Source organism: Mesorhizobium sp. M0983 (assembly GCF_040318975.1).
Lineage (GTDB): Bacteria > Pseudomonadota > Alphaproteobacteria > Rhizobiales > Rhizobiaceae > Mesorhizobium.
In genome coordinates, this window is record NZ_JAMYNH010000005.1 from 223,727 (window position 1) to 250,565 (window position 26,839).

At 62.7% G+C, this 26,839-nt stretch carries 23 protein-coding genes; 8 read left to right on the forward strand and 15 right to left on the reverse strand.

Features of this window, described 5'->3' with window-relative positions; translation table 11 throughout:
- Positions 1–16: 16 nt before the first annotated feature.
- The 7 genes from NKH71_RS12410 to NKH71_RS12440 all read left to right on the forward strand — a co-directional run bounded on the left by NKH71_RS12410 (position 17) and on the right by NKH71_RS12440 (position 8,677).
- Entirely contained in the window at positions 17–2,617 is a 2,601-nt protein-coding gene (locus NKH71_RS12410) for a TRAP transporter permease (protein ID WP_023717037.1), read from the forward strand.
- Positions 2,618–2,648: 31 nt separating this feature from the next.
- Complete coding sequence (locus NKH71_RS12415) at positions 2,649–3,611, forward strand: DMT family transporter (RefSeq protein WP_023717038.1); 963 nt, start codon at positions 2,649–2,651, stop codon at positions 3,609–3,611.
- A gap of 148 nt (positions 3,612–3,759) precedes the next feature.
- The gene (locus NKH71_RS12420) at positions 3,760–4,479 is read left to right on the forward strand and encodes a FadR/GntR family transcriptional regulator (RefSeq protein WP_031193403.1); all 720 of its coding nucleotides are present in this window, start codon (positions 3,760–3,762) and stop codon (positions 4,477–4,479) included.
- Positions 4,480–4,530: 51 nt separating this feature from the next.
- Positions 4,531–5,505, forward strand: coding sequence for a sialic acid TRAP transporter substrate-binding protein SiaP (locus NKH71_RS12425; RefSeq protein WP_023717039.1), 975 nt, complete (start codon positions 4,531–4,533; stop codon positions 5,503–5,505).
- A 143-nt stretch (positions 5,506–5,648) separates the two neighbouring features.
- A complete protein-coding gene (locus NKH71_RS12430; RefSeq protein WP_023717040.1) occupies positions 5,649–6,221 on the forward strand; it encodes a TRAP transporter small permease in 573 nt (190 codons plus the stop codon).
- A gap of 3 nt (positions 6,222–6,224) precedes the next feature.
- Positions 6,225–7,631 (forward strand): TRAP transporter large permease, encoded by a 1,407-nt coding sequence (locus tag NKH71_RS12435; protein ID WP_352483860.1) that lies wholly within the window; start codon positions 6,225–6,227, stop codon positions 7,629–7,631.
- Positions 7,628–8,677, forward strand: coding sequence for an L-idonate 5-dehydrogenase (locus NKH71_RS12440; protein ID WP_352483861.1), 1,050 nt, complete (start codon positions 7,628–7,630; stop codon positions 8,675–8,677). Before NKH71_RS12435 ends, NKH71_RS12440 begins: the two co-directional genes overlap by 4 nt.
- A 128-nt stretch (positions 8,678–8,805) precedes the next feature.
- Here the strand turns inward: NKH71_RS12440 and NKH71_RS12445 are convergent, their stop codons facing one another.
- The 9 genes from NKH71_RS12445 to NKH71_RS12485 all read right to left on the reverse strand — a co-directional run bounded on the left by NKH71_RS12445 (position 8,806) and on the right by NKH71_RS12485 (position 14,828).
- The gene (locus NKH71_RS12445) at positions 8,806–10,548 is read right to left on the reverse strand and encodes a relaxase/mobilization nuclease domain-containing protein (protein WP_023717043.1); all 1,743 of its coding nucleotides are present in this window, start codon (positions 10,546–10,548) and stop codon (positions 8,806–8,808) included.
- 244 nt (positions 10,549–10,792) lie between these two features.
- Positions 10,793–11,908 carry a lytic transglycosylase domain-containing protein gene (locus NKH71_RS12450; protein WP_352483862.1) on the reverse strand — a complete coding sequence of 372 codons (1,116 nt, stop codon included), beginning with the start codon at positions 11,906–11,908 and terminating at the stop codon, positions 10,793–10,795.
- A complete protein-coding gene (locus tag NKH71_RS12455) occupies positions 11,844–12,170 on the reverse strand; it encodes a DUF736 domain-containing protein (protein ID WP_023717045.1) in 327 nt (108 codons plus the stop codon). The genes NKH71_RS12450 and NKH71_RS12455 overlap by 65 nt, the downstream gene beginning before the upstream one ends.
- A gap of 45 nt (positions 12,171–12,215) precedes the next feature.
- Positions 12,216–12,776: a S26 family signal peptidase gene (locus tag NKH71_RS12460; RefSeq protein ID WP_023717046.1), complete on the reverse strand. Its 561-nt coding sequence runs from the start codon at positions 12,774–12,776 to the stop codon at positions 12,216–12,218.
- Positions 12,773–13,204: a replication initiator protein A gene (locus NKH71_RS12465; protein WP_352895046.1), complete on the reverse strand. Its 432-nt coding sequence runs from the start codon at positions 13,202–13,204 to the stop codon at positions 12,773–12,775. Before NKH71_RS12465 ends, NKH71_RS12460 begins: the two co-directional genes overlap by 4 nt.
- A 16-nt stretch (positions 13,205–13,220) precedes the next feature.
- Positions 13,221–13,511, reverse strand: a complete 291-nt coding sequence (locus tag NKH71_RS12470) for a helix-turn-helix transcriptional regulator (protein ID WP_023717048.1) — start codon at positions 13,509–13,511, stop codon at positions 13,221–13,223.
- 114 nt (positions 13,512–13,625) lie between these two features.
- On the reverse strand, positions 13,626–14,150 hold the full coding sequence (locus NKH71_RS12475; protein ID WP_352483885.1) for a DUF2285 domain-containing protein: 525 nt from the start codon (positions 14,148–14,150) through the stop codon (positions 13,626–13,628).
- Positions 14,151–14,196: 46 nt separating this feature from the next.
- The gene (locus NKH71_RS12480; RefSeq protein ID WP_352483886.1) at positions 14,197–14,382 is read right to left on the reverse strand and encodes a transcriptional regulator domain-containing protein; all 186 of its coding nucleotides are present in this window, start codon (positions 14,380–14,382) and stop codon (positions 14,197–14,199) included.
- Positions 14,383–14,549: 167 nt separating this feature from the next.
- Positions 14,550–14,828: a DNA -binding domain-containing protein gene (locus NKH71_RS12485; RefSeq protein ID WP_023717050.1), complete on the reverse strand. Its 279-nt coding sequence runs from the start codon at positions 14,826–14,828 to the stop codon at positions 14,550–14,552.
- A gap of 126 nt (positions 14,829–14,954) precedes the next feature.
- On the opposite strand from NKH71_RS12485, the gene NKH71_RS12490 reads away from it, so the two are divergent.
- Positions 14,955–15,170: a helix-turn-helix domain-containing protein gene (locus NKH71_RS12490; protein ID WP_023717051.1), complete on the forward strand. Its 216-nt coding sequence runs from the start codon at positions 14,955–14,957 to the stop codon at positions 15,168–15,170.
- 194 nt (positions 15,171–15,364) lie between these two features.
- Here the strand turns inward: NKH71_RS12490 and NKH71_RS12495 are convergent, their stop codons facing one another.
- The 6 genes from NKH71_RS12495 to NKH71_RS12520 all read right to left on the reverse strand — a co-directional run bounded on the left by NKH71_RS12495 (position 15,365) and on the right by NKH71_RS12520 (position 26,794).
- Entirely contained in the window at positions 15,365–15,694 is a 330-nt protein-coding gene (locus NKH71_RS12495) for a DUF736 domain-containing protein (RefSeq protein ID WP_023717052.1), read from the reverse strand.
- A gap of 785 nt (positions 15,695–16,479) precedes the next feature.
- Positions 16,480–17,415: a DUF2493 domain-containing protein gene (locus tag NKH71_RS12500; RefSeq protein ID WP_023717055.1), complete on the reverse strand. Its 936-nt coding sequence runs from the start codon at positions 17,413–17,415 to the stop codon at positions 16,480–16,482.
- Between the two features lie 312 nt (positions 17,416–17,727).
- Positions 17,728–18,774 (reverse strand): DUF7146 domain-containing protein, encoded by a 1,047-nt coding sequence (locus NKH71_RS12505; protein ID WP_023717056.1) that lies wholly within the window; start codon positions 18,772–18,774, stop codon positions 17,728–17,730.
- The gene (locus tag NKH71_RS12510; RefSeq protein WP_352895047.1) at positions 18,774–23,132 is read right to left on the reverse strand and encodes a strawberry notch-like NTP hydrolase domain-containing protein; all 4,359 of its coding nucleotides are present in this window, start codon (positions 23,130–23,132) and stop codon (positions 18,774–18,776) included. Before NKH71_RS12510 ends, NKH71_RS12505 begins: the two co-directional genes overlap by 1 nt.
- A 362-nt stretch (positions 23,133–23,494) precedes the next feature.
- Positions 23,495–25,615: a ParB/RepB/Spo0J family partition protein gene (locus NKH71_RS12515; protein WP_352589107.1), complete on the reverse strand. Its 2,121-nt coding sequence runs from the start codon at positions 25,613–25,615 to the stop codon at positions 23,495–23,497.
- A 237-nt stretch (positions 25,616–25,852) separates the two neighbouring features.
- Positions 25,853–26,794, reverse strand: coding sequence for an ArdC family protein (locus NKH71_RS12520; RefSeq protein ID WP_023717060.1), 942 nt, complete (start codon positions 26,792–26,794; stop codon positions 25,853–25,855).
- Positions 26,795–26,839 lie beyond the last annotated feature (45 nt).

Here is a 26,839-nt window from a genome sequence, read left to right on the forward strand (position 1 = left end):
ATAATTGTGGGGAACGATGACAGATCAAAGCCAGCGGGCGGCAGCGCCTGACCAACCCGTTATCGACATTGACAAGCTCAGCGAGATCGTCGCCGAGGCCGACACCGGTGGGCGCAAGCCGACCGGCCGCACCGCGAAGCTGATCCTCGGCGTATCGCTGGCATGGTCGCTGTTCCAGCTCTGGTATGCCTCGCCCCTTCCGTTCATGCTCAATTTTGGAGTTGTCAGCGACGGCATCGCCCGCTCCATTCATCTGGCCTTCGCCCTGTTTCTGGCGATGCTGACGTTTCCGGCCTTCAAGACCTCGTCGCGCAGCCGGGTGCCGCCGCCCGACTGGGTGCTAGGCATCGCCGGGGCGGCGTCCGCCCTCTATCTGTTGGTTTTTTACAGCGATATCGCCCATCGGCCGGGTCTTCCGACTACGGCTGACCTGGTCGTCTCGATCGCCGGCGTCCTCATCCTGCTCGAGGCCGCGCGTCGCGCCGTCGGGCCTGCTATCACCGTCATCGCGGCGATCATGCTGATCTATATCTTCGCCGGGCCTCACCTACCTGGCCTGCTCGGCCACAAGGGCGCGACGTTATCGCGCGCAGCCTCGCAGATGTGGCTGACGTCGGAGGGGGTCTTCGGTGTTGCCCTCGGTGTGTCCACCAATGTCGTCTTCATGTTCGTTCTGTTCGGAACATTGCTGGAGCGCGCCGGCGCCGGCGGCTTTTTCATCCAGCTTGCCTTCTCGCTGCTCGGCAAATACCGCGGCGGTCCGGCCAAGGCCGGTGTCGTGGCTTCCGGCCTGACCGGCATGATTTCTGGGTCGTCGATCGCCAATGTCGTGACCACCGGAACCTTCACCATCCCGCTGATGCGCCGGGTCGGATATTCTGCGGTGAAGGCGGGCGCCATCGAATGCGCGGCCGGCGTCAATGGTCAGCTGATGCCTCCGGTGATGGGCGCCGCCGCGTTCCTGATCGCGGAATATGTCGGCATCTCCTATGCCGAGGTGGTCAAGCATGCCTTCTATCCAGCGCTGCTGACCTACGGCTCGTTGTTCTACATCGTCGATATCGAGGCGATGAAGACGGGGATGAAGGGCCTGCCGTCACGCAGCACGCACTCCGCATTTCAGGGTGCGCTGCGTGGGCTGATGGGCATATGCGGCTTCATCGTCCTCGCAGGGCTTGTCTATTACGGCATTGGCTGGACGAAGATCGTTTTCGGCGCGGCCGCGACCTGGATGATCACTGCCGCGCTGATCGCCGTCTACATCGGCCTTGTCGCCTACCGTGCGCGCTATCCCGACCTGCCGCTGGAGGATCTGGAGGGCGAGATCGTAAGGATTCCGCATTTCGGCGAGACGGCGCGCACCGGCCTGCATTTTCTGCTGCCGGTGATCCTGCTGATCTGGTGCCTGATGGTGGAGGAGCTGTCGCCCGGCCTGTCGGCATTCTGGGGCGCTGTCGCCCTGATGGCGCTGATCGTGACGCAACGGCCGCTCACCGCCTTTTTCCGCAAGGACCGTGCGCTGGCACGGCATTGGCTTCGCGGTTTCGACGATCTGGTCGGTGGCCTGTCCGCCGCTGCACGGAACATGACGACGGTCGGCATTGCCACTGCGACGGCCGGCATCATCGTCGGCACGGTTCTGCTCACGGGCATCGGGCTGGTGATGACCGAGCTGGTCGAATTCATCTCGGGCGGCAGCTTCATCGTCATGCTCTTGTTCACCGCGGTGATCTGCATCATTCTCGGCATGGGCATGCCGACCACTGCAAGCTATGTCGTCGTCGCCACCTTGATGGCGCCGGTCATCGTCGATTTGGCGGCGCAGAACGATCTTGCCGTGCCGCTGGTCGCCGTCCATATGTTCGTTTTCTATTTCGGGCTGATGGCAGACGTGACGCCGCCAGTGGGGCTGGCGGCTTATGCTGCTGCGGCAATTTCCGGCGCCGATCCGGTGAAGACCGGGATTCAGGGTTTCAAATACGAGATCCGTACCGGCCTGCTGCCGTTCATCTTCATCTTCAACACCGGACTGCTGATGATCGATCTCGAAGGTCCGTTCGACTTCGTCGCGATGGTGGTGACGTCGACGCTGGCCATGGTCTCGTTTGTAGCAGCGACGCAGAATTGGATGCTCGTGCGCAACCGCTGGTACGAGACGATTGCGTTGCTGCTGGCCTGTTTCATCTTGTTCAGGCCGGGACTCTTGCTCGATCAGGTGAGCGAACCCTATCGGGCAGTGCCTGCCTCCGAACTCGGCCGTATCGTCGACGAGACAGCCGAGGGGGGCGCAGTTCGCTTGCGCCTGACGACACTGAACCTCAACGGCGATGAGATATCGAAGCTGGTGCGACTACAACTCGGGCCTGGAAATTCATCGGCCGAACGCCTGAAGGCCGCGGGCTTGGACGTCAGTGCGCTTGGCGATAACGTGACGGTCGGCGTGGTGCGACTGGGCAGCCAGGCGGCCAAATTCGGCCTGCAGCCGGGCGACGAAATCAATCAGGTGCTAGTCCCTGCGGAACGGCCGTCGCGCTATTGGTTCGCCATCCCGGCACTGCTGTTGCTCGGTCTCGTCGTCTGGGGTCAGAAGCGGCGAAGGCGGACGGTTGGTCTATAAGCGCCTTATGAGCGGAAGAGTCTTGGCCAGCATGTCGGTAACAAGAGAACCAAACGGCGCCCCGGAGCCGGCTACCGCGGAAAAGCGCACAACGACGCGCGACCGCCCCTTCGAACCCGTCGACTACGGGCTTTACGCGCTGACGGTCATCGCCTGGAGCGCATCGTGGTTCGCGATCGAACTTCAGGTCGGCAGCGGCGTATCGAACGAGGTCAATCTGGTCTGGCGCTTCGCCATCGCCACGCTGCTGATGTTTGCCTGGGCCGGTTTTTCCGGCGGGCGGCTCCGCTTTCCGATCACCGATCATCTGCGCTTTGCTGTGCTCGGCATCCTCATCTTCTCATCGAACTTCCTGTTTTTCTATTACGGCGCCGGCTATCTCGTCAGCGGATTGCTCTCGGTCGTCTTCTCGCTCGCCTCGGTCATCAACATGCTGCTCGGTGCCTTGGTCATCGGCGAGCGCCCGGCGCCGCGCATTCTCGCCGGCGGCGTTATTGGCTTCGCCGGCATAGCGCTGATGTTCTTTCCCGAAATTGCCGCGAACGGGCTTTCAGGCAGGACGTTGGTGGGCCTTCTGCTGTGCCTCTGTGGCACGCTGAGCTTCTGCGCCGGTAATCTCGTCTCCGTCGCAAACCAGCGCCGCGGCCTGCCGCTCGTTTCAACCAGCGCCTGGGGCATGCTCTACGGCACTCTGTGGTCGGCGTTCCTGGCCTTCCTGCTCGGTGAGCCGTTCGTGTTCGCGACGACCGCCTCTTATATCGGCTCGCTGGTCTTCCTCGCCGTCATATCGACGGTCATGGCTTTCGCCGCCTACCTGACGCTGCTCGGACGCATTGGCGGCGCCCGCGCCGGCTATGCGACCGTCATATTTCCCGTCTTTGCGCTTTTGATCTCCACGGCGCTGGAAGGCTATGCCTGGACCGCTTACGCGATCATCGGGCTCGTCCTCGTCGCCGCCGGGAACGTCCTGGTCATTCGCGGAGGACGGCGCTGACGCATGGAATGCCTGCCGAATGCCGCCGCCTTCCGGTGCGCGGGCCGCGGTTCTGTCGAGCTTGACTCTCTGCATGGTCTGTCTAAGCTTGCGGTCAATGGGTCAGACCAATGTACCAGGGGCGAGCCGGGGAGGGAACTAAACACGCATGCCGATCCAGGCCGTTGAACCACGCCGGCTATACCGACAGGTCGCCGATCAGCTCAGGCAACTGATCGATGCCGGCGAGTTTTCCGTCGGCGACCGTCTGCCGACCGAGCGGGATCTGGCCGACCAGCTCGGAATTTCCCGCCCGACGGTCCGTGAAGCGCTGATAGCGCTGGAGGTCGAAGGCCGCATACGCATCCGCGTCGGCTCGGGCATCTACGTCACCGATCCGCCGAGCGCCCCCGCCTCCGAACCCGAAATCGAGGAAGGCCCGTTCGAGCTGTTGCGCGCGCGCGAATTCGTCGAAGGCGCGATCGCCGCCGAAGCTGCTCTCCACGTCCGGCCTGCAGATATCGAACGGCTCGACGACGTGCTGCGCCGGATGGAGGCCATGCGTCACCCCAACAAGATGACCATTACGCTCGACCGGGAATTCCATACTGCAGTCGCCGGCATTCTCGAGAACGCGGTGCTGGTGCGCTTCATCGGCGAGCTCTTCGACCAGCGCATGAACCCGTACTTCGAACGCCTGTCGATCTATTTCGAGACCAACGATTCCTGGCAGATAGCGGCAAAGGAGCATCGTGCCGTGCGCGATGCGATTGCCGCGCGCGACCCCGAGCGGGCCAAGGCCGCCATGCAGCAGCATCTGCGCCAGTCGCAAATCAGATTCTCACGCAATTTCGATGAGAGAGCCGCAGCCAAGGAGGTTGCGGAATAGCAGTTGGCCGGGGGGAGATCCGGCCGTCAAATCCAACCAGGGAGGAATTAGATGCTGAGAAAATACGCAGTTCTGCTCGGTGCGATCGCCGCAATTGCCATACCCATGGCGTCGGCCTCGGCGGAAACGGTCCTGAAATGGGCACATGTCTACGAGACGACGGAGCCCTTCCACACCGAATCCGTGTGGGCGGCCGACGAGATCAAGAAGCGCACCCAGGGCCGCTACGCCATCGACGTCTATCCGGCCTCGCAGCTTGGCAAGGAAGCAGACATCAACCAGGGCCTGATGCTCGGCACCGTCGATATCATCATTTCCGGATCGAGCTTCGCAGCGCGCGAATATCCACCGATCGGCGTCACCTATTTCCCATACACTTTCCGCGATGCCGACCATCTGCTGAAATACACCAAGAGCGACGTCTACAAGGCCCTGACCAAGGGCTACGAGGACAAGACCGGCAATCACATCGCCGCCACCACCTATTATGGAACGCGGCAGACCACCTCGAACCGGCCGATCGCCAAGTGCTCCGACATGCAGGGCTTGAAGATGCGCGTCCCCGACGTGCCCGCCTATCTAGCCATGCCGCGTGCCTGCGGCGCCAACACCGCGCCGATTGCCTTCGCCGAGGTCTATCTCGCCCTGCAGAACGGCACGGTCGAGGCCCAGGAGAACCCGCTGACCACCATCGAGGCGAAGAAATTTTACGAGGTGCAGAAGAACATCGTGCTCACCGGCCATATCGTCGATCATCTCAACACCATCATATCGGCGTCGCGCTGGGCCTCGCTTTCCGACGAGGACAAGAAGATCTTCACCGAGGTGATGCAGGAGGCTGCCGCCCGCGCCACGGCGAAGATCGTCGCCCGCGAAAAGGAACTGGTGCAGGTATTCAAGGACCGCGGCATCAGCGTAACCGATGTCGACCGTGCCGACTTCGAGAAGAATGTGCTGGAGAAGGTCACCTTCGAGGAATTCGGCTACAACAAGGCCGATTGGGAAGCGATCCGCGCCATCAAATAGGGCATCGGGAAATCGGATGCTCAATCAAGAGGATAGGGCGGCAATCGGATTCGCCGCTTTAACCTGCCCATCCGTCCGGCTTGAAATTGTGCCGGACGGCCTTTCCAATCCTTGACGACCACCAGCTTCGGGAGCCCGCGCCAATGGCCGAGGAACACCACACCGAGATCACCGTCGAAGAGATCGCCCACGCCTTCGAGGAGGTGCCGGTACACGTCGACCTGTCGGACCACGGTATCGAGGACTGGATCACGCTTGCCGTGTTCTGGGGCATGGTCGTCTGTGTCTTCCTGCAGTTCTTCACCCGCTATGCGCTGAACAACAGCCTTGCCTGGACCGAGGAGATCGCCATCAACGCGCTCGTCGTCGTCGTTTTTCTCGGCGCCGCCATGTGCGTGCGCCTTTCACGCCATATCCATGTCGATGTGCTTTACCACTATCTGCCGGAGCGCGTTGGCCGCTGGCTGGCGCTCGCCGTCGATATTATCCGCATTGCATTCTTCGCCTACGGAACATGGCTGATGTGGCGCTACGTCACGATCGTGGCGCATGAGCGCATGGTCACAGTCAACCTGCCGCGGCGCTGGTTCTTCTACGCCGTCTTGGCTGGCTTCGTGCTGATGCTTCTGCGCTCGATCCAGGTCTTCATCGGCAATTACAGGCGCGGCTATTCGGTGCTCGAGCGTCCCGGGGCGTTCGAGACGGCGGGGGTCTGAGCGATGCTGCTTCTGGTAGGGGGCTTTCTTGTCCTGATGCTCATCGGCGTGCCGGTCGCCGTTTCGATGGCGGCCGCCTCGATCCTTTACCTCGTCATCTACGGCGTGGCGCCCGATATCATTGCGGCCCAGCGCATGATCGCCGGGGTCGAGAGCTTTCCACTGCTCGCCGTTCCCTTCTTCATCCTGGCCGGCAACCTCATGAACATCGCCGGCGTCACCGGGCGCATCTATTCCTTTGCCCTTGCCCTGGTCGGCTGGATGAAGGGCGGCCTGGCGCAGGTCAACATCATCGGATCGGTGATCTTTTCCGGCATGTCGGGCACCGCGCTCGCCGACGCCGCCGGCATTGGCACGATCGAGATCAAGGCGATGAAGGACCACGGCTATCCTATCGACGCCGCGGTCGGCGTCACCGCCGCTTCCGCCACGCTCGGGCCGATCTTTCCGCCCTCGCTGCCCTTCGTCATCTACGGCATGATGGCCAATGTCTCGATCGGTGCGCTGTTCATGGCCGGCATCCTGCCCGGCGTGGTCATGACCGTGCTGATGATGATTACGGTTGCCATCTTTGCCTACAGTCGCGGCTGGGGTTCCGACACACCTTTCGAGCTTCGGCGGCTCGCCGAAGCAGCAGGCGAGGTGCTGGTGGTGGCTGCCTTTCCGATTGGCTGTTACGTGCTTGTGCAGCTTGGCCTGTCGATCAATATCGCGGTCGGCATCGCGCTGCTGGTGCTGGTCGCGGCGGACTGGTATTTCGACTTCTCCGCGGTCATGGCGCTGATGACGCCGGTCATCCTGATCGGCGGCATGACGATGGGCTGGTTCACGCCAACCGAAGCCGCGATGGCGGCTGTCATCTGGTCGCTTTTCCTCGGGCTGGTGCGCTACCGCACGATGACGCTGCGTTTGCTTGCCAAGGCCAGCTTCGACACGATCGAAACGACCGCCTCGGTGCTCTTCATCGTCACCGCCGCATCGATCTTCGCCTGGCTGCTCACCGTCAGCCAGGCAGCGCAGCTGTTTTCGAACTTCATTTTCGCGCTCACCGAAAACAAGTGGGTGTTCCTGATCCTGGTCAACATCCTGATGCTGGTGGTCGGCTGCTTCCTCGATACGATCGCCGCGATCACGATTCTGGTGCCGATCCTGCTGCCGGTTGCCGCCGTCTACGGCATCAACCCGGTGCATTTCGGGCTGATCATGACGCTCAACCTGATGATCGGGCTTTTGCACCCGCCGCTCGGCATGGTGCTGTTCGTGCTGTCACGTGTCGCCAAGCTTTCTGTCGAGCGCACCACCATGGCGATCCTGCCGTGGCTGGTGCCGCTTATCGTGGCGCTGCTTCTGATCACCTTCATACCCGCCATCACGCTCTGGCTGCCGACCGAGATGGGCTTGATCCGGTGAGCGGCCAGGTGGTTGCCGCGACGCTGTTCGGCCCGCAGGACCTGCGCGTCGTGGAGCGTCCGCTCGAACCGCTGGCGCCAGGCATGGTGCGGGTGCGCTTCGAGGCCGGGGGCATCTGCGGCTCCGACCTGCATTATTTCCGCCATGCCCGTACCGGCGATTTCGTGGTGACCTCGCCGCTTGTCCTCGGCCACGAAATCTCAGGCGAAATCGTCGAGATCAATGGCGCGGCACCCGGCCTGGGCGTCGGCGACCACGTCGCGGTCAATCCGTCGCGCTGGTGCGGGCATTGCGCGCGATGCCTGGAAGGCCGCGCCAATCTCTGCGAGAACATCTATTTCATGGGCTCGGCATCGAAGACGCCGCATATGCAGGGCGGTTTCGCCAGTCTGTTCGACGCCAAGCCCGCGCAATGTTTCAAGGTTCCATCTGATGTGGCCTACCAGGCGGCGGCGCTTGCCGAGCCGTTGGCGGTCAGCCTGCACGCCGTCGCGCGGGCGGGCGACATCAGGGGCCGCAACGTCATCCTGTTCGGTGCCGGCCCCATCGGTCTCTTGACCATGCTCGCGGCCAGGCTTGCCGGCTGCGCTGAACTGACCGTCGCCGACATCGCCGCCGCGCCGCTCGCCTTCGCCGGCAGGTTGGGTGCCGACAGGACGATCGACATTGCCAGCGGCGACGGCGAGCTCCAGGCGCTCGCCGCCGGCGGTTCGCTTGACGTGGCGTTCGAGATTTCAGGCACTGCCGCAGGCCTTGCCGCGGCAATCGCCAGCGTCCGGCGCGGCGGCACGGTGGTCCAGGTCGGCAATCTTCCCGGTGGCCAGATCCCGCTGCCCGCCAATGCGGTGATGGCCAAGGAGATCGACCTCAAAGGCACCTTCCGCTTCGGCAGCGAGTTCGGTCGCGCAGTCGACCTCATTGTGTCGCGGGAGGTGGACGTCCTGAAGCTGGTGACGGCGGAGCGCACGCTTTCCTCCGCCCCCGATGCGTTCCGACTTGCCGCCGACCGCACTCAGAGTGTCAAGGTCGTGCTGACCGCGGACTGATTGAGGATTCGCAACGTCCCTGTTTTTTACGAGCCCATTTGGCGCTTCACCGTGCAGGTACAAACAGAGGATGTGCGACGGACCGTGCCGGCTTCCCAGCATCAGGATAGAGCATACGCGTGTAACCATCATAAGCCGATGCCGCGCTTCTTTCCCAGGCTCCAATCCACGCCCCCCGTATCTGAGCACACGACCCCGGTAACTTGATTACCCAATCGCTTTTCGAGCGACGGCGACCAGGGCACCAGCTTGAATTCGAGTCCATTATCGATCATCGCGAGCCGGCCTGAAGCCAGCAAAAAACGCCGCCGGTAAATCCCAGCCACATGATTGCCGTTGGGAGCCTTCGTGAATGACAGGCCCGTCTCGGCGGCGATGCGGGCACCAAGCGATTCCACCTCATGATCGTGTAGTGTATCGATCAGATTGCGGGCAAGAATGACGCGCTGTCCCTCGCGCCTGGCCAGATCGCGGCTGACAAGGTGATCTACCCGATCTTGCAGTGCCTGTCCTACGTCCTTGCCAAAGCCGCCGTCACCGAATTCGGCGGGCTCGCGTGCAACGAGTTGGCGATCGAGCCAAGTCGCGCCGGAAGCATGGACCTGCTGTTCGATTGAGAGGTCGGAGCGGACGGCGAGCGTGACCCGGCCACCGCCATTTGCACTCGCATCGCGACACAACTCCACGACCGAGCCCGGGTCGGAATCTCCCGCCGCATCAGGATCATGGAAGCGAATGTGGTGCGTGCGTCCATCGATGCCATCGACGATGGCATAGGCCGCGCCGCGCCGTTCGTCATCAAGGCCGCGTTCGAGCAGTCGGCCGATCACGGGCGCATCAATTTTTTCGGCGGCCAGCACGTAGTCGGCTGTCCCCTTTTCTAGCCCATGCACGGTGAGACTGCGGTGCATGCGCTTGATGATGTCGCCGCGTTCACCGAGGGCGCGCAAAGTGGCCTCGGCCTCTTCGACCACCATCCATTGGCCGGGACGGATCTCGTTCGCGAGACCCAGGCGTTCCAGTTGCCGCAGCCGGCCGACTTTGAGCCCCAGGAACTGGTCGGGATGGCGATCAGGGTGTGGCGCGAGATCAATGATACCATGACGGTCGGCGTCACGAGCAAGCTGGCGATCGAGCTGCGTCCAGCGCTCAGTGTCGACTTGGTGCTCGATGGCCTGGCGGATGTCGAGGTCGGTGCGGAGCCCAAGCGTCTGGGTGAGAATGTCGCTCGCCCGATCGCGCATGCCCTGGCGGATGTAGTCGCGCGAGATGACAAGACTCTCGCCATCGTCGGCAACGCCGCGAACGAGGATGTGAACGTGCGGATGTTTGGTGTTCCAGTGATCGACGGCTACCCAGTCAAGCCTCGTGCCGAGGTCGCGCTCGATGTCGACCATCAGGTCACGAGTGAAGTTCTTGAGCTCGCCGAGCTCCATTGCGTCGTCCGGTGAAACGATGAAACGGAAGTGATGCCGATCGTCCTTGCAGCGATCGCAGAAGGCGTCATGATCTGCCTCTTTGGTGTCAGGGCCGAACATCCTCGCCTTCTCACCATCCCGTGTAACACCTTCGCGGCGAAGATATTTGAGATGGGTGGCGAGTGGCGCAGACCCTCTGAACTGCCGCACCACACGGGTCTTGACGACGGCGCCGCGTGAGCGGTCAGAGATGAGGCGACTGGCGCGGATGCTCGCTGATCTGCCGCGGCCAAACGTTGAAGCTCGCGGGGAGGTGATCCGACCCTCGCGTGTAAGGTGACCGCCGGCGCGCTGTGTGGCCGCAAGAGCCTGGAAGATGAAGGGTCGTGCGCGCTGGCCGGCGCGGGAGCGGATACGACCCGGGCGGACGCGAAAGCTATCGTCACGCGTCATGCTAGGCGGCCACGAGGTGCGGTTTCCATTGAAAGACTGAAAAAATGGGAATAGCGCACATCGCTGATTGTGGCAGCACATCGCGAAATGAGTCGAAAATTGTAAGGAAAACAATCGGCCGATCCGAGCCGCACCTCGCGGCCCTTTATCCTGCCACTCTCTCTGTCCTCATCTGCGGACAACCCTTCCGCCCCAATTTCCGCGACGGAACAGGCCGGAATGGAATTGAGGAGGAACGTGGCGATCATCGCGATATGACTAAAGAGGGCTGAGCGAATAGGCCGGAAACAGCGTGGTTCGATTGGAAATCGGTTTCACCCGGCCGTGGCTCGATCGCAGTCAGGTCCGCAACAGGATGGCCCATTGGCGACCGCATCGCGGACGAATGAATCGCCGCAAAGATCGTCTCGGCATAACCATTGCCATCCGATGCAGCGGCGTTCCGAATGTCATGGGGATGCGCAAAGATCGTTGCACGGAGTGAGCTGGCTCTGCCCCTTCTTTGCCGCGCGCGCCGCGGACTGAGAACTGCACCATCGAGCAGCGGCGCGAGTTTCCTGACGTAGTCGACCGTCTCGCGTGGCAGCGGCCGGCCGGTTGAGAGATGTTCCCTGTACCGACCAGGACCGGCATTGTAAGCGGCAAGAAAGCCGCTGCGCCCGAAGCTGTCGAGCATTTCGCGAAGATATGCTGCACCTGCAAGAATGTTGTCACGCGGTTGATAGGGATCGTCACCGAGACGGTATTTGATGCGCAGTTCTTCCCAGGTCGCCGGCATGATCTGCATCAAGCCCATTGCGCCCTTGCTTGAAAGCGCACGAACATCGCCGACGCTCTCAACATGCATGACGCCGCGCAGCAACCGCTCTGGAATGGCGAAGCGTTTTGACGCTTCCCGGATATGCCGCGACCACGGGCCTGCCGACAAGATCGTCGACTCGGAGTGCGCCGGCCGTTCACCAGCAGAGGAAGCCGCTGCAACAGTTTCGGGCGCCACGAAGCCGAGCATGACACATGCGGCAAACGTCGTCATGCCTCTGTGGGCTGCATCCCGCAGACCGCAGAACCGATGCGCCGCCAGCCTGCGACGGTGTTCGCTTCCGTTAAGGGCAGGGGCTCGCCGATCGAACCGGCTTTGCCAAAACTGTGATGAAATCTGCGTCCGGAGCCACAAGCAAGTGTCCGGCCCTCTGTGGGCTGCCTCGCGGGCGGTCGGGTCGAAGGGTTTAACCGGCGCCCAATGGATCAAAAGGATTGGCGAGAAAGATTCGTCGAAGGGCTCCAGAAGCATTTGTTCAGCCTCGCCCGTCGCGCTTCGATGATCGGTTCCAGTGCATGCTCCAGACGCTGTTCTCTGCATCGGACCGGAACAGCTTGGCGCGGATCGGCTGCGTAAAGGACGGGTCGTCAATTGAGACGGAGAGGTAATCCCCAGCCTTGTCTCCGGCGCGGTCCCAAGCCGCACCGACCGCCGTCCCTTCGCAATAGATCAGATGGTCGGGCGCGTTTTCGGTTTTGGATTTCTCGGCAGGCAGAATGGCAATCTTCGCCTCGATCGTTAGCGTGGAGAGATTGCCGAAGAAGCCGTCATCGTTGCGCGTGAATGTTCCGATCTGAGTCATTGCAGTGCTCCTTTCATGGGTGTTAGTGCACGTCGAACCGAGCCGTCACGGCTCGCTAGCAAGGGGATCGTTGGTGAATTCCAGCACCGGAGTGGTGGGCTCCGTGGTCCAGACGGGAAGCGCGCGGCCAACGATTGATGAGAGCGGGAGCGGGCCGAAATAGCGGCTGTCAAAACTGTCGGCTGCACCCGGGTTCATAAGGAAGACGTCCGCCTCGGCAATGTCGCGGCAGCCCTGCCAGATGGGCAGGGGTCGACCGCGACTGTCACGCTCGCGCGCATGTCCATACGTCTTGCCGTTGACGATGATCGTTGTGCCTTGGCGACAGACGGTTGCGCCCCCCAGTGCCAAAATACGCTTCAGGAGCGGCACATTTTTCGGCAGATACCCGCGTCTTGCCATGAAGGCCGCCAATGGCTCGGGCGGCATGATGACGGCGATATTGGCAATACCGATTTTGTCGGCCGGCTGGACGCGGTAGAGCCCGACGGGGATGCTCGCCGATGCGTTCCAGATGGACAGCGGCGGATGGCTAATCCATGCCGGCGCCGCGGCGAGCACTACGCCGCCAACCATCGTGGCGATGATCTTTGTGCGCTTGCTCATGACTCGATCCCGGGGCGCAGCAGGCAAGTTTTACGACGCTTGGCCGTGTATGGACTCGGCTGCTCGCGTGCGGCTATCCGGCTGTGGACATGCCGCCGTTTACGCAGCGACCTGAAGATCAGGGTTTGCTGCTGTTTCGCCGCTACCAGGCGGCGCGGTTGCAATCTCCTGGCTTGCGCGTGGATGGTTTGCGACGCAGCCCAGACCAGGATGGCAGCGTTCCAAATCGTTGCCATGCCGTGCACACTTGCCGCCTCAACGCAGGTCGATTCTTCGCCCGCATGAGAGTGGATCGGTGTCAGGCGGCCGGATTTCACCATCAAGACGAGCTGCCAGGCCACAACGTCCCGCGTGCCGGGTGGAGGGAAGCCGGATGAGGGGACATGAGGCAGCGCAAATTGCTGCTGAACGGTCTCGCGATACGGCATTTCGGTGCGCCACAGATCAGGAGCTGCGGTCGCGCCTGCCGACATAGGCGGGCGCGCGGGCTGCATGGGGTTTTGCCGGCGGAACATAGGTCGCGTTGGCATCGCTGGTGGAGGTGCGTGCGCCCAGGTCTATCCAGGCGTGCAGGTCGTTGATGTCGTAGAGAACGCGCCCGCCGACCTTTCGGTATTTTGGGCCGGTGCCGTAGGTCCGGTGCTTTTCGAGTGTGCGGGCGCAGAGCCCGACGATGGGTGCTGCCTCCTTCGTGCGCAAATACTTTTGGGGCGCGTCCGCGGGACCCTTCGACATCGCTCGATCTCCATTCGGTTCTGCTGTCGTCCTGGCCTGCCGGGACGCGCGAAGTGGACCATGATCGAAATGAGGAAAGGCGAGGGAGGGCAAAGATGGGGGGGTGCGTTTTTGCTACCCCGAAGAAGGACTTCGGCGGCCGGACCTTTCGCTGCGGTTGTGGGGGTAGAAGAGAAGATCGCGATAGCCGCCGGCGACAAAAAAAGCTGCACGGCGTAAGATAGCTCGGACCTTGTGGCGGAGATGATGATCACGCCAATCTCGCGGCACAATCGGCTCTTGCGAAAACAGCACCTCCGCGAGCTGACGATAGGTTGCACCCGTGCGTTGACCATCATGTGCGCGTAAATTGAGGATATGCCTGGTCTTGGTCTGTTGCGGCAGCGCGCCGTAAGATGGACTGGCTGCCCGGCCGTTCAGTGCGCGCCAGAACCGGCGCGCTGCATCGAGCCGCGTCTCGAATGCAGCGTCGAGCGGCAGAAGGATAGCGTTGAATTCACCGGCGCGGTCGTCAGCGACGAGATGACTTTTCCCAATTAAGGTAGACCAAATAATGTGAAGGCCTTCGTCCTGCGGCCAAACGCTGGCTCCGCCAAGGCTGGAAGGTTGAACTGTCTGGTGGGATGCAGGTACCCGCATGACCCGGAGCACGCGCGGCGAGGCCTGTTCCGTCCAGATGATATTGTCAGCTTTCGGAAGTCCGGCAGCGGCAGTTTTGAAATCGCGCGCCCCAACGGGCGGCGAGATCGGGCTGACCGGCAGGTTCTCCAGAACCAGCGGATTGCGATGCAAGCTGGCTGCACTCTGCCACGAATTCGTCATTCCGGATCAGATACTCGGCAGCGAACTCCGTAGCCTGGTAGCTGCACATATGTGCATACGCCGCCGGATCGGTCCAATCGCCTTGCACTGCTCCTGTCCTCTCCGCGTACCCGGATGTGAGGCGTCGGCGTCAACATTCAGGGGGATAAGGAAGTTGGATAGTTGGAGAATCGGCAAACCATTATGCCGATTCAGCAAGGTGGAGCGCCGGTCGCGTCAGTGCGGAGCGCCGCCAGCGAGAAGATATCGGTAGCCGCTGGTCGTCATCCATCGCGCGCGAGCAAGATGGGTCTCCCAGGACCGGAACGCTCGTTCCGGCTCCTGCTCCGGGTCTATATGCAAGACGATCCTGGCCACCTCCTGCCAATCGGCATCTTCCGCTGCCGCATCAAGCAGGCGAATGTAGGTGAGCAGACGCTCCTCGTCATAGCCGGTCAGGACCGGGGCATCCGGCGCAATGTCGGCGACATCAGGATCGAGCAGCGGTTTAAGCATGGTATTTGACCGTTCATATTTCGATCGCGATCTCGAAGGAGCCGTCCTTTAGATCGAGCACCAATCATAGCGAATAGGAACGATCATGCCTAGAACGATAGTTCCCTTTCTGGTCCCTAATCCGTCATGAATCTCAAGGAGATCATGGCGGCCAACATGCGTCGTCTGCGCCATGACCAGAACGTGACGCAGGAGGAACTGGCCGCCCGCTCTGGACTGAGCATGCGTTACGTGGGATCGATCGAGCGCGCTCGGGTCTCGGCCAGCATCAGTGTTCTTGGGAGGATCGCCACTGCGCTGAATGTGGAGCCTTGCGAGTTGATCAGAAAATCGGCACCGTGAGTTGACGCGGGAAGCACCGCGAATTTTCGATGATCGGCGAGGCAACATGCAAGAATGAAGTCGCCAGTCGCGAACACGACCGGTAGTCGCCCCACAGTCCGACGGAGCTCGTTGCGCAGCGACTGCGCTCAACTTGTCGGATGAAAGGAGATCGGCCCCGCCCTGTTCGTCCGGGCGGAGCCTTGGTCGGGCCCTTACTCGGCGTTGCGGCGCCCGTTGGGGCGGGACCAGATGAGGCTGAAGCCTTCGCCTTCCTCATCGTTGAAGAGGTTGGCGTAGATCGGAGCAGTGAAGCTCGGATCGTCCAGCTTCATGCCGAGATAGTCGCGGCCGTCATTGGAGCGCTTGGACCATGCGGCGCCGATCTCGACCTGCCCGACGAAGACACGGTGGCTGGGGGCGCTGTCGCCAGAGCGGTTGGTCTCGGGCACGACCCGGACGTTCTTGGTCTGGAGCGAGAGGGTCACGATTTCGCCGGTGAACTCGTTGTTGCCGGCCCTCTTGAAGGTTCCGATTATCGCCATGAGTTTTCTCCTTGAACTCTGTTTCGAGCCCGCACCGTTGCGGCCTCGATGGCGATCGGCGGGCCGGGGGCGATCGACGCCGCATCGCTTGCGACCGCAGCGCCAGCGGAGGATGGCAGCCAGGCGACTTTGTTGTTTGGCGAGGAATGACGGCGTAGCCGGCAGGGGAAGAAAGTCGATCGGCGCCATTGCGGCTTAGGCGATCGAGGCGCAGCCGATCTTCGGCCAGATCAGCCCATTAAAGAGGCCGTTTGGAGCGGCCCACCAGATAGAGACATCAACGGAGAACCTGGCGATACCGTCGCTGGCGAAATCCCGGCTACGACGATCAGCGGCGTCGATGCTCCTCTGTACAGGCATCGCGAGTCGCAAGCTGTTGTCAGCACCGCGCTTAAGACACGGTTCAAGTCACGGCTGACGTGCATCGCCGGATATCCGCGATCTTTGGAACGAGACGGCACGCCGTGGTGGATTCGAGCTGTGCGTCGCGCCATGCCGTGTCAGCGACAACGCTAACAATGCGACGGCCGGTCAGAAACAAGCATCCTGCCCACGCCGGTTGTTCGGTGAGTTCGCCCAGATCCAGCCCCTGTTCGGTTGAACAGGCGTCGTTATTCGCAGCTGTGATGCCAGCTGCGACGCAGCTGAAACGTTGACGGCAAGCGTGACGGCGTCGCGCGCCTTTGCTAGGGCGCGGACTTGAGTATCGCATAAGACGGGCGGCGCCGCGCTGCCCCATCGCGGCCGTATCGTACAATCGAAAAAAGGGTAGGGGCGGGCAGCGCTTACGCGCCGCCTCCCTTGGGGCGGAAGTCGAGGACTGGGATGCCGAGCTTTTTTGCCTTGTCAGCAAGATTGTCCTGAATTCCGGTCCCGGGAAAGACGATGACGCCTATCGGCAGCAACTCCAGCATTGCGTCATTGCGCTTGAACGGGGCGGCTTTGGCATGCTTTGTCCAATCAGGGGCAAAGCCGATTTGGGGTACCTTGCGATGGTCTGCCCAACAGGAGGCGATCTTTTCGCCACCCTTCGGCGATTTCCCGTGCATCAAGACCATGTCTGGATGCCGGGCGTGGACCTGGTCGAGCTTGGCCCAGATCAGCTGGTGGTCATTGAAGTCGAGCCCAGCGGTGAAGGCGATTTTCGGGCCAGGTGGCAGAAGGACTTCCTGCGAGGCGCGTTTCTTGGCGCTGAGAAAGTCGCGGCTGTCGATCAGCGCAGAGGTCAGGTTGCGGTGGTTGACCATCGATCCGCTGCGCGGTCGCCAACTTGATCCGGTGTGGCGCTCGTAGTGCTCCGCGGCCTGATCACGCATCAGTTCGAAGGCGCATTGGCGTTCGATCAGCGTCTGCCCTTCGGCTGTCAGGTGTTCCAGCTCGACGGATTTCACTTCGCTGCCGTCTTGCTCACGCTGGCTGCGGCGTTGCGCCTGCTCGTTGTGGTCGAGTTCGCGCTCGATTCGATCTGCGGCGCGGTGAAAGATGTTGACGGTCGACCACAGAAGATCGTCGAGATCGGGCTCGAGGCGACTGTCTTGCAGTGCCACGATGAGGGCGTCGAAGATGTCAGCGATCGCGCCGGCGACGCAGTGCCCCTCTGGAAGCGGTCGAGGATCAGGCTCATCTGCGAAGGGTCGGTAGCCATAGAGCTGGAGTTCGGTGAGGACTTGGTCGATGGGTGAAGACGAGTGCTGTGGTTCGTAGTCGTCATGCTCGCTCATTAGATGCTCCGCCGGTTGGACCGCGACCTCGCGGCCTTCATGGCGACGGAAGCCGGCGGACGGGACGGACCTGCACCCGCAGCGAAGCGAAGGGCCGGAGTGTCAGCGGAGGAGGGGGAAGGCCGGCTATTTTGCTTCGCGATGGAAAGCGCTCCCTTGGGAGCGCGCCGGAAAATAGTCGGCCGAAGACATTGCGGGTCCGGGTCGTTTGCTGGCCGATCGCCCTCTCGAAGGCCCGCAGGCGCGGTTCTCTCCGACTTCGGGGGGCATTCGAGCGATGCAAGCGACAGCGGACAGGTTGTTCGTTTCGAATTATCCCGCCACTGCCATGAAACGGGCGATGTCCTGCGGGGCGAGCTGGACACGCGCGCGTGCTCGAAGATCATCCACGCCAAGCGTACAGAGATCTTCGTTGAAGTCTCCAAGTGCCGGCGAGAGCACGATCGCCTCAATCCCGGCAGCATTCGCTCTTTTGATCAAGGTGTCACGCGCGCTGTCGCCGGCTGGATCGGCATCGCGCACGATGTAGAGCCGTCTCAGCGTGAGGGGGAACAGCATGGCAGCGAGATGGGCTGCCGAGAGTGCCGCTGCCATAGCCATATCGGGCAGGATGCACCGAAGCGACAAGACGGTCTCGATGCCTTCGCCGCCCGCCATGACGTCGCCCGGCAGGCCAAAGCGAACCGCGTGACCGAGAAGATCGCCCATCGCGCGCTTCGGCGTACCGACCGGTGCCTTGCCCCTGCCGGAAGGATCAAGCCAGGTGCGATGTGCGCCAGTCAAATGGCCGTCGAGATCGGTGACGGAAGCGATCATCGCCGGCCAGGTCTCAGTCGGCGCATGTTCGTGGGGCCGGTAGTAGCAGCGCGGGTGAAAACGCAGGCTTTCGGTCCCGTGCAAAGCGGCAATGCTGCGGTTGCGCAGATACGCCTCTACGACCGTACCCGCAATCGGCTGCGACATCGCAAACAGCCGACGCGCTGCTTCCGATGATCCGGATGGCGTGTCTACCGATTTCGGCCGGGGAGAAATCTGCTCTGGTTCGGGATGCGGCAAGCCGAGAAACGTCATTGCTTCATTCGCAACGTCCTTGAAGTTGCTGAAGCCGCGGCTTTCGCGAATGACGTCTAGAAGGTCGCCATGCTCGCCAGTCGCCGCATCGGCCCACTTGCCGGCGGCTCCTTTTCCGTTCGCTGACCCGACGAGCCGCACGAACATTGAGCGGCCCGGCGTGTTTTGCACATCGCCGACAAGCCAGTAGCGGCCCTCGCGATGCCCGTTCGAAAGATAGTAGCGACAAACCGCCTCAGCGTGCCGGCCGAGGCGGTGCGCCAGTTCTGACGCATCGTGGCGGGCCATCACGCATCCTCCCGCGTGTCGATGCGCTGGACTGGATAACCCTTCAGCAACTTGCCCAGAATTGCGGGTCCAGATGCGTCGGCGGGCACGAACATGCGCAGCTTCCAGGAGATGATCTCTCGGAAGAGGCCGTAAGCCGAAAGACGGTCACGCATTGTGTCGTTGAAGCCCGTCAGCTCGATTCGGCTGACGCCCATGAGGCGGCTGCGCCGAAGCTGCAGACCATCGACGAGGTCGAGGATCGTTCGACCGCCCAGAAGCGCAACGAAAGCATCACTGGCTGTGATCGAAGGCGAGCTTGTTGCCAGTGCGCCCGCGATCCATGCTGGCGGGACCTGACGACCGATGATGCGCTCGCCATCGTCAGTCTGGAGCCGGTACACACGTGAGAATTCCCTGGGCAGACGCTTCCAGATCGGCAGCAGCATGCCGGCAACGACATGGATAGTGCTGTCCGTGAATTCGGGCACGTCAGCCGTCTCGGCACTCCAGGCGTCAGCGAATGCAGCCTGCTCAGCCTCAACCCAGTGGCTCTCCGCCATCATCTTCAATGAGGCCTGATGGTGCTCCATCGGCCGGATCAGCCGGACTCGCCATTCGATCTCGCCGTTGTCGAGCATCAGCGCTGGCGCTGGCACCTGTACGGCGGCGCGGCCGGATCGGTTGTTGACCAGGAGCTTCGCGCGGGGATCGTGAAGCTGAGCAAGGGCATCGGCAAGTGAAACGGGTCGGTTGCGCTTGCGCTGGGCGATGGTCAGCAGTCGCGTTTCCGCACCGGTGGCGGCATGGACATGGATGACGCGTCGCTCGGTGACGACGAAGCTCTCCGCACGCAGTGTTTCCAAGCCGATGTCGTAGGCACCGGAGGCGATGGCGCCCTCGATTTTCGCATTCAGCAATTGCTCGAAGGCCGTAAACAGGGCGGTTTGAAGCGGGATGGTAAGCGCCAGCAGCCGATTGAGGAAGGTCGTGATCGGCGGCAGCTCGTCCTTGATGCCGGTGGAATCCGTCAGTGTTAGGCCGGTCGCTTCCTCGAACATCTGGAGTGAGCAGCCGTCCACCTTGCCGCGAACCAGCAGCAGGTAAAGCTGCCGCAGCGCGTCGCGGGCATAGTGCGACTCCAGATTGTCCTCAGGGCGAAATAGGCCCTGGCCGCCGGTCTGGCGCTGGCCGCGCGTAATGGCGCCCAATGTGTCGAGGCGCCGGGCTATCGTCGAGAGAAAGCGCTTCTCAGCCTTCACATCGGTCGCAACCGGCCGGAACAGCGGCGGCTGCGCCTGGTTCGTGCGGTTGGTGCGCCCCAAGCCCTGGATGGCGGCATCGGCCCTCCAGCCCGGCTCGAGCAGATAGTGAACTCGAAGGCGGCGGTTCTTCGCAGTGAGATCAGCGTGATAGCTGCGGCCAGTGCCACCGGCGTCGGAAAACACCAATATGCGCTTGCAGTCATCCATGAATGCCTGTGCCTCGGCGAGATTGGCCGATCCGGCGCGGTTTTCGACGACAAGGCGATCGATGCCTCGAGTGCTGGTCTTGCGCACGATGCGGCGCGACCGGCCTGTCACTTCCGCTACGAGGTCGGTGCCGAAGCGCTGTACGATCTGATCGAGTGCCCCCGGGACGGGGGCGAGTGAAGCGAGTTGCTCGATGAGGTGATCGCGGCGGGCGACCGCTTCGCGGCTCTCGACGGGCTGGCCGTCACGATAGACCGGACGTGACGACAAATTGCCTTCGCTGTCGGTGAACGGCTCGTAGAGTTGCACGGGGAAGGAATGCTGCAGATACGAGAGGACATATTCGCGCGGCGTGATGTCGACGCGAACGTCGTTCCATTCCTCGGTTGGAATTTCCGCGCGGCGCCGTTCCATCAGCGCCTCGCCGGTCGAGACGATCTGGATGACGGCGGCATGGCCTTGATGGAGATCGCGCTCGATCGAGCGTATCAGGGTCGGCGTCTTCATGCCGGTGAGCAAATGGCCGAAAAAGCGCTGTTTCGTGCTCTCGAAAGCCGAACGTGCAGCCGACTTTGCCTGACGGTTCAGTGTCCCGGTCTCGCCTGTGACGTTGGCGGCCCGCATCGCGGCGTCGAGATTGTTATGAATGACGCTAAACGCTCCGGCATAGGCGTCGTAGATGCGGGTCTGCTCGGAGGTAAGCTGGTGCTCGACCAGCTCGTATTCGACACCATCGTACGAGAGCGATCGGGCCGTATAGAGACCGATTGCGCGGAGGTCTCGGGCCAGCACTTCCATGGCGGCAACGCCGCCAGCCTCGATCGTCTCGACAAATTCGGCCCTGGTCGCAAAGGGCAAATCGTCGCCACCCCACAGGCCCAAACGCTGCGCGTAGGCGAGGTTGTGGACGGTGGTTGCTCCCGTCGCCGAGACATAGACGACGCGGGCGTTCGGCAGGGCGTTTTGGAGGCGGAGCCCGGCGCGTCCCTGCTGTGAGGCGGCGACGTCGCCGCGTTCTCCCTTCCCGCCTGCCGCGTTCTGCATAGCGTGGCTCTCGTCGAAAATGATCACTCCGTCGAAGTCGGTGCCCAACCATTCGACGATCTGCCGCACGCGCGAGATCTTCTCACCGCGTTCGTCGGAGCGCAGCGTGGCGTAGGTGGTGAATAGGACCCCTTGATCGAGGCGGATGGCCTTGCCCCGCGGGAACCGCAACAGCGGCGTGACCAGCAGGCGCTCCATGCCGAGAGCAGACCAGTCGCGCTGGGCGTCTTCGATCAGCTTGTCGGATTTGGAGATCCACATCGCCTTGCGGCGGCCCTGCATCCAACTGTCCAGGATGATGCCTGCTGACTGGCGGCCCTTGCCGGCGCCCGTCCCGTCGCCGAGCATGAAGCCCCGGCGGAATCGCACGGCGTGCGCGGCATCGTCGCGCGCGGCAGAGACAAGGTCGAAGGTGTCGTCCACCGTCCAGGAACCGGTGAGGAACTCCGAATGGGCCTCGCCGGCATAGATGACTGTTTCTAGCTGCGCGTCGGACAAGAGGCCGTCGCTGACAACCTTGGCAGGAAGAATCGGCCGGTAGCTCGGCTTCGGCGGGGCAACGGATGCCATTGCCGCCGATTGGACCAGCTTGGTCGGATGCGGATGGGCGCCCGGAATGCGGATCGCCTGCAACCCGTACTCCTCATAGATGCCATCGGTGATGCGCCTACTTTCGGCAGGCGTCCAGTCCAATGTCTCGTAAGCAAGCGCGGTGCCTTCCGGCTCGGCAAGGCTGCGCACCGGAGTGGGACCGGCGGATCTGGCGAGATAGCCGCGCACGCCGCGCGCGGTGGGCCCCGTCGCCTTGACGGCGGGCACGAAAGCCGAAGCGCTGACCGGCAGTCGCGCGGGAACATGCTTGTCAATCCAGGCGATCAGTGTGGCGACATCGGGCGCCATGCCGGCCGATGCTGGAAGGGTGCCTCGTTTGTCGGCCGGCAGTTTGTCGATGACGGTCAGCCGGGTCTCGACGGTGGTGCCATGCCTGGCGTAGACGGCGCCGTCGATCGCGGCGGTGAACACGACGCGACCGCGCTCCTGGAGCCTGACGAAGGACTCGCGCCAGATGGGCAGCTCTGGGGAAAAATTTGCGCCAGTGATTGCGACAAGCCGCCCGCCCTCGGCGAGCCGGGCCAGCGCAGAGGCGACGTGACGATAGGCAGCGTCGGACACGCGGCCGCTGACGTTAGCAAGCACCGAGAACGGCGGGTTCATCAGCACGACGCTTGGTGCAATGCCGGGATCGAGATAATCATCGATCTGCGCTGCGTTGAAGCGAGTGACGGGGATGGCCGGAAAGAGCAATGAGAGAAGCCCGGCGCGGGCCTCGGCCAGTTCGTTGAGCAGCAACGTGCTGCCACTGATCTCGGCCAGAATAGCAAGTAACCCGGTGCCGGCGGAGGGCTCAAGCACGCGGTCGGCAGGGGTGATTGCCGCGGCAGTAACGGCCGCCAGACCGAGCGGAATGGGGGTGCTGAACTGCTGAAGCGCTTCGGTCTCTTCGGAGCGGCGCGTGTGAGTTGGGAACAGGCCGGCGATCTTGCCCAGCATCGGAAGTGCGGCGGCCGCAGAACCGGCTTTGCGGAAAAGCGACTTTCCGTATTTGCGCAGGAACAGCACCGTCGCGACTTCGCAAGCGTCATAGGCTGATTTCCAGTCCCATGCGCCGGACGCATCGGAGGCACCGAAGGCAGCTTCCATGGCCGAGCGAAGGCTCGAGACGTCGACGCGCTGACCGCGTTCGAGATGGGGCAGAAGAAACTGCGCCGCGCTGTGGATGGCGGCAGCTGGTTCGACAGCCGGGGATGAGACAAGCGGAAGCGGCACTGCCGGAGCGGCAGTCTTCGAAGAAACATCAAACATGGAGAAAACCTCGAGGAGAGCGGAACGGGAATGAACCGGGCGGCCCTCTCTCTCGACCAATCCGGCTCAAATCCGCCCTGGCCGGCCTCTCCCCTCTGGACTGCGGTCCTGCCGATAACGATCCTTCTTCGATCCAGGCGCTGCGCCGCTACCCGCCGTCAGCCCAACGACGACAGCGGCAACGCGGTTGGCAGCCCGGGGCGATATCTTGGCACGCAGTGGGGACGGCGGGGCAGCAGCCGCCGAGCGAGAAGGACGCGGCTGAAGCGGCCAATTAGCTTTGCCCGTGTCTGAGAAAGTGAGCGTCCGGCAGCGGTAGGAAAGGGCGCGGAGCGGGCCGAACCCGCTCCGCGCGAGGCGATCTATTCAGCGGCCATGTGCGGTTCGCTGTCTTCAATCTGCGCATCGTCGTCTGAGAGGAATTCGGGCAGCTCTTCCCCATAGCCGTCGGTGCCGGCGCCGTTATCAGCGCCAGCGCTGCCGTCGAGGTCGACCAGGCGCAGCGGCTCGGGCAGCCAGCCACTATCGGTCAGCAAGCGCTCGGCTTCCTTCGCCATATCTCCCTTTTTCAGATGCTCGATTAGCTGCGCGGCCTGTTCGCCCTTCGCCTCTCGCACCGCCTCGAGAATGCGGGACTTGGTGATGCGGCCGAGATAGTTTTCGACTGTCGGTGTCCAGCCGGCGTCAACCATATCGAGACCGACCGCGCGTGCCAGTCGATCAGCTTGCGCGATCCGCTGCCGAACGCCGTGTGCCGAGACAGCGCCGCCATAGCGGTCGCCTTTCTCGTGGAGCGCGTTCACGCCGTAGCTGACGCAATGGGCGAGCAACGCCGCGCGGCTGGTCTCATCAAGTGAGGCGATCCAGTCCCAAAGTGCATCGTCCTCGGTCGGCAGGTCCGATTTCCAGCCCTCATGGCGTTCGGCCACCGATTTCGCCGAGGGGCTGTCCTTCAGGTCACCTGCCTGCAGAGGGAAGAAGACGTGACGGATCGAGGCCTCCAGGCACCCGTTCGTGGTGCGGTGCTGGAACGTGTCAGTGACCAGCTTGTGCAAGAGCGCTGTCATGGCGACGTGAGGGTTGCCGGCAACCGCATCGCGCAACGCCAGTGTCCGGTGTGCGGTCAACTCTGTCATCAGTCGGTCCGGCAGGGGCTTGACCGCATCGTCCTCGTCTTCCTCGCACTCGACAGCCTGGCCGCCAATGGTGACAACGGCACGGTGCACCGACGAGCTGTCGGCAGCTCCGGACCTGCCGTCCCTTTTCGATTCATTCGCGCCGTCAAATGACATCAGCGGCACGTCCTCAGGCCGGAGAAAGCCGCGGTCGACCGAGAGTGAGCCGTCAGTGTCGATGCTGACGAACGCGCCGGCGACGGCGATGTCGGCCGGATCGAATTGCCTTGGGCGCTTGTCGAAATTGGCGAGCGCGGTCTCGATTTCACCGAGTCGCTGATCGACGTCTTCGGGCAGCTCGTCAGCACCCTCATATTCGGTTTCAAGCTTGGCATGCTCGGCGTTGAGGGCATCGATGGTAGCCTGCTCCTCGGCAGAGAGATCGAGCGGATCACTCTGCAGATGATACAGCCCACGCGTTGCGTCGTAGGGGAAGCTGATGGCGACCTCGACCCACTTCCAACCCTCGGCTGCAACTTCCTGGGCAACCGCCTTGAGCTTCTCTGTGACCAGGCGGTCCAGCAGCGCTGCATCCTGCAGCCAGCCGCCGTCATCCGACTGGAACAGGTCGTGCATGACGATACCACCCGCGGCCTCATAGGCGTCGGTCCCCACGAAGACGGCGCGCTTGTCGGAGGCGCGCACCGTCGTTTCGGTCAGCATGCGCCGGATTTGATAGGGCTCTTTCGACCAGGCATCCCTGATTGCCTCCCAGATCTGCTCCTGGCGAGCGCGGTCTTCAGAGACCGTGAAAGCCATGAGTTGCTCCAGCGTCATCCCGTCATCGGCATACACATCGAGCAGCACTGGGGAGACAGAAGCCAGCCTAAGCCGTTGCTTAACAACGTTGACCGGCACGAAGAAGGCTGCGGCAATCTCCTCCTCGCTCATGCCTTTTTGGCGCATGTCCTGGAAGGCGCGAAACTGATCGAGCGGGTGCAGCGGCGCTCGCTCAATGTTCTCGGCGAGCGACACCTCCTCGGCAACGATCGCGCTGTGACGGGCGCGCACGACACAGGGCACGAGGGCGGTCTTGGCGAGGCGCTTTTGCTTCACCAGCAGCTCAAGCGCGCGGAAGCGCCGGCCTCCGGCAGGCACCTCAAACATGCCAGTCTCGTTACCGTCGCTGTCGACCACGGGCAAGACGCTGAGGCTCTGGATCAAGCCGCGGCGGGCGATCGAGGCCGCAAGATCCTCGATCGAGATGCTGACCTTGACGCGCCGGACATTGGACTGGGAGAGCACCAGCTTGTTGAACGGAATGTCGCGCGAGGACGACAGGGTGATCTTCTGAACGGCAGTAGCCATCGGGATGTACTCCGCGACGGGCGGCCGAGAGCCTCTCTCTCGACCTCCAAACCCGTCATGAGAATTCCGTCACTCCTCGCCCTCTGATGTGCTCGGCAGCCACGCGACACTTGTCGCGGAGCAGCAGGTCGGTCCTGGCGCTCTGCAACGACTTCGCCGCAGCGGGGTCCGGCATCGAGGCAGACTTCGGTCATGAACGCATCCGCAGGAAGACGCCGAACTGGAAGCGGGCGGCCATTACGCTGCCTCCCGCCGATCGTCGTCAGCGGCCACTTTGTCCGGCAAAAAACCCAAGAGATAATCCGCAGCCCTGCTTGCCAGAGAGGCGGCGCGAACGATCGCACGGTTATCCTCGCGCAGCACCTCCAGCCACGAGCCGATATAGTCGGCGTGACGCACGGTCGGCGTGATGCCCAGCGAGGCGCAACAGAAAGCCGCACATATCTCGGCAACCAGCTCTTCGAAGGCATACTTCTTGGTGCCGAAGGAACCAGACAAATCCCGGTTGAGGCGTGAGGCATGACCGGTGGCGTGCCCGAGTTCATGCAGGGCGGTCCGGTGCCAATTGATCGGCTCGAAGTAGGCTTGGGGTGGCGGGACCCGCACATAATCGTGGGCCGGAGCGTAGAAGGCGCGGCTGCCACCAACCCGGAAATCGATCCCCGTCTGCTTGATCAGCCTCTCGACCTTCGGCTCGATCAGGCCGGGTAGGGGCGGGTGCGTGGCCATCGCAACATCGTCGGGCAGCCCGTCGCACTGCGCGGCGTTGAACACCGTGAAGCGTTTGAGGAATGGGATCGATCGGGCTTGCTCGCCGGTTTCGCGGGTACGCTTTTTCTCGTCGTCGGGCACGAACCGATGGGCGTAGACGACTGTCGTTCCATGCTCACCCTTGCGGACGCTACCGCCAAGCGCGAGCGCCTGGCGGAAGGTCAGCCAGCTCTGTCCTGAAAAGCCCTGCTCGATCACCGAACCCCAGAGGATCAGGACATTAATTCCAGAGTATTGCCGGTCGGTGGCGGCGTTCTTCGGCATGGCGAGCGGCGCCTTCGCAGCTGCCATTCCCCATGGCTGAACCCAGGGCAGCCGACCGGCCTCCAGCTCGCCGATGATCTTGCTGGTGATGTCCTCATATACGCTGGCCCGCGTCGGGGCAGCTTGGTGCCGATGCTTGGTCATTGCGAGTCTCCGCGCCGGGCGCCGGGAGCCTCTCTCCCAGCCTTC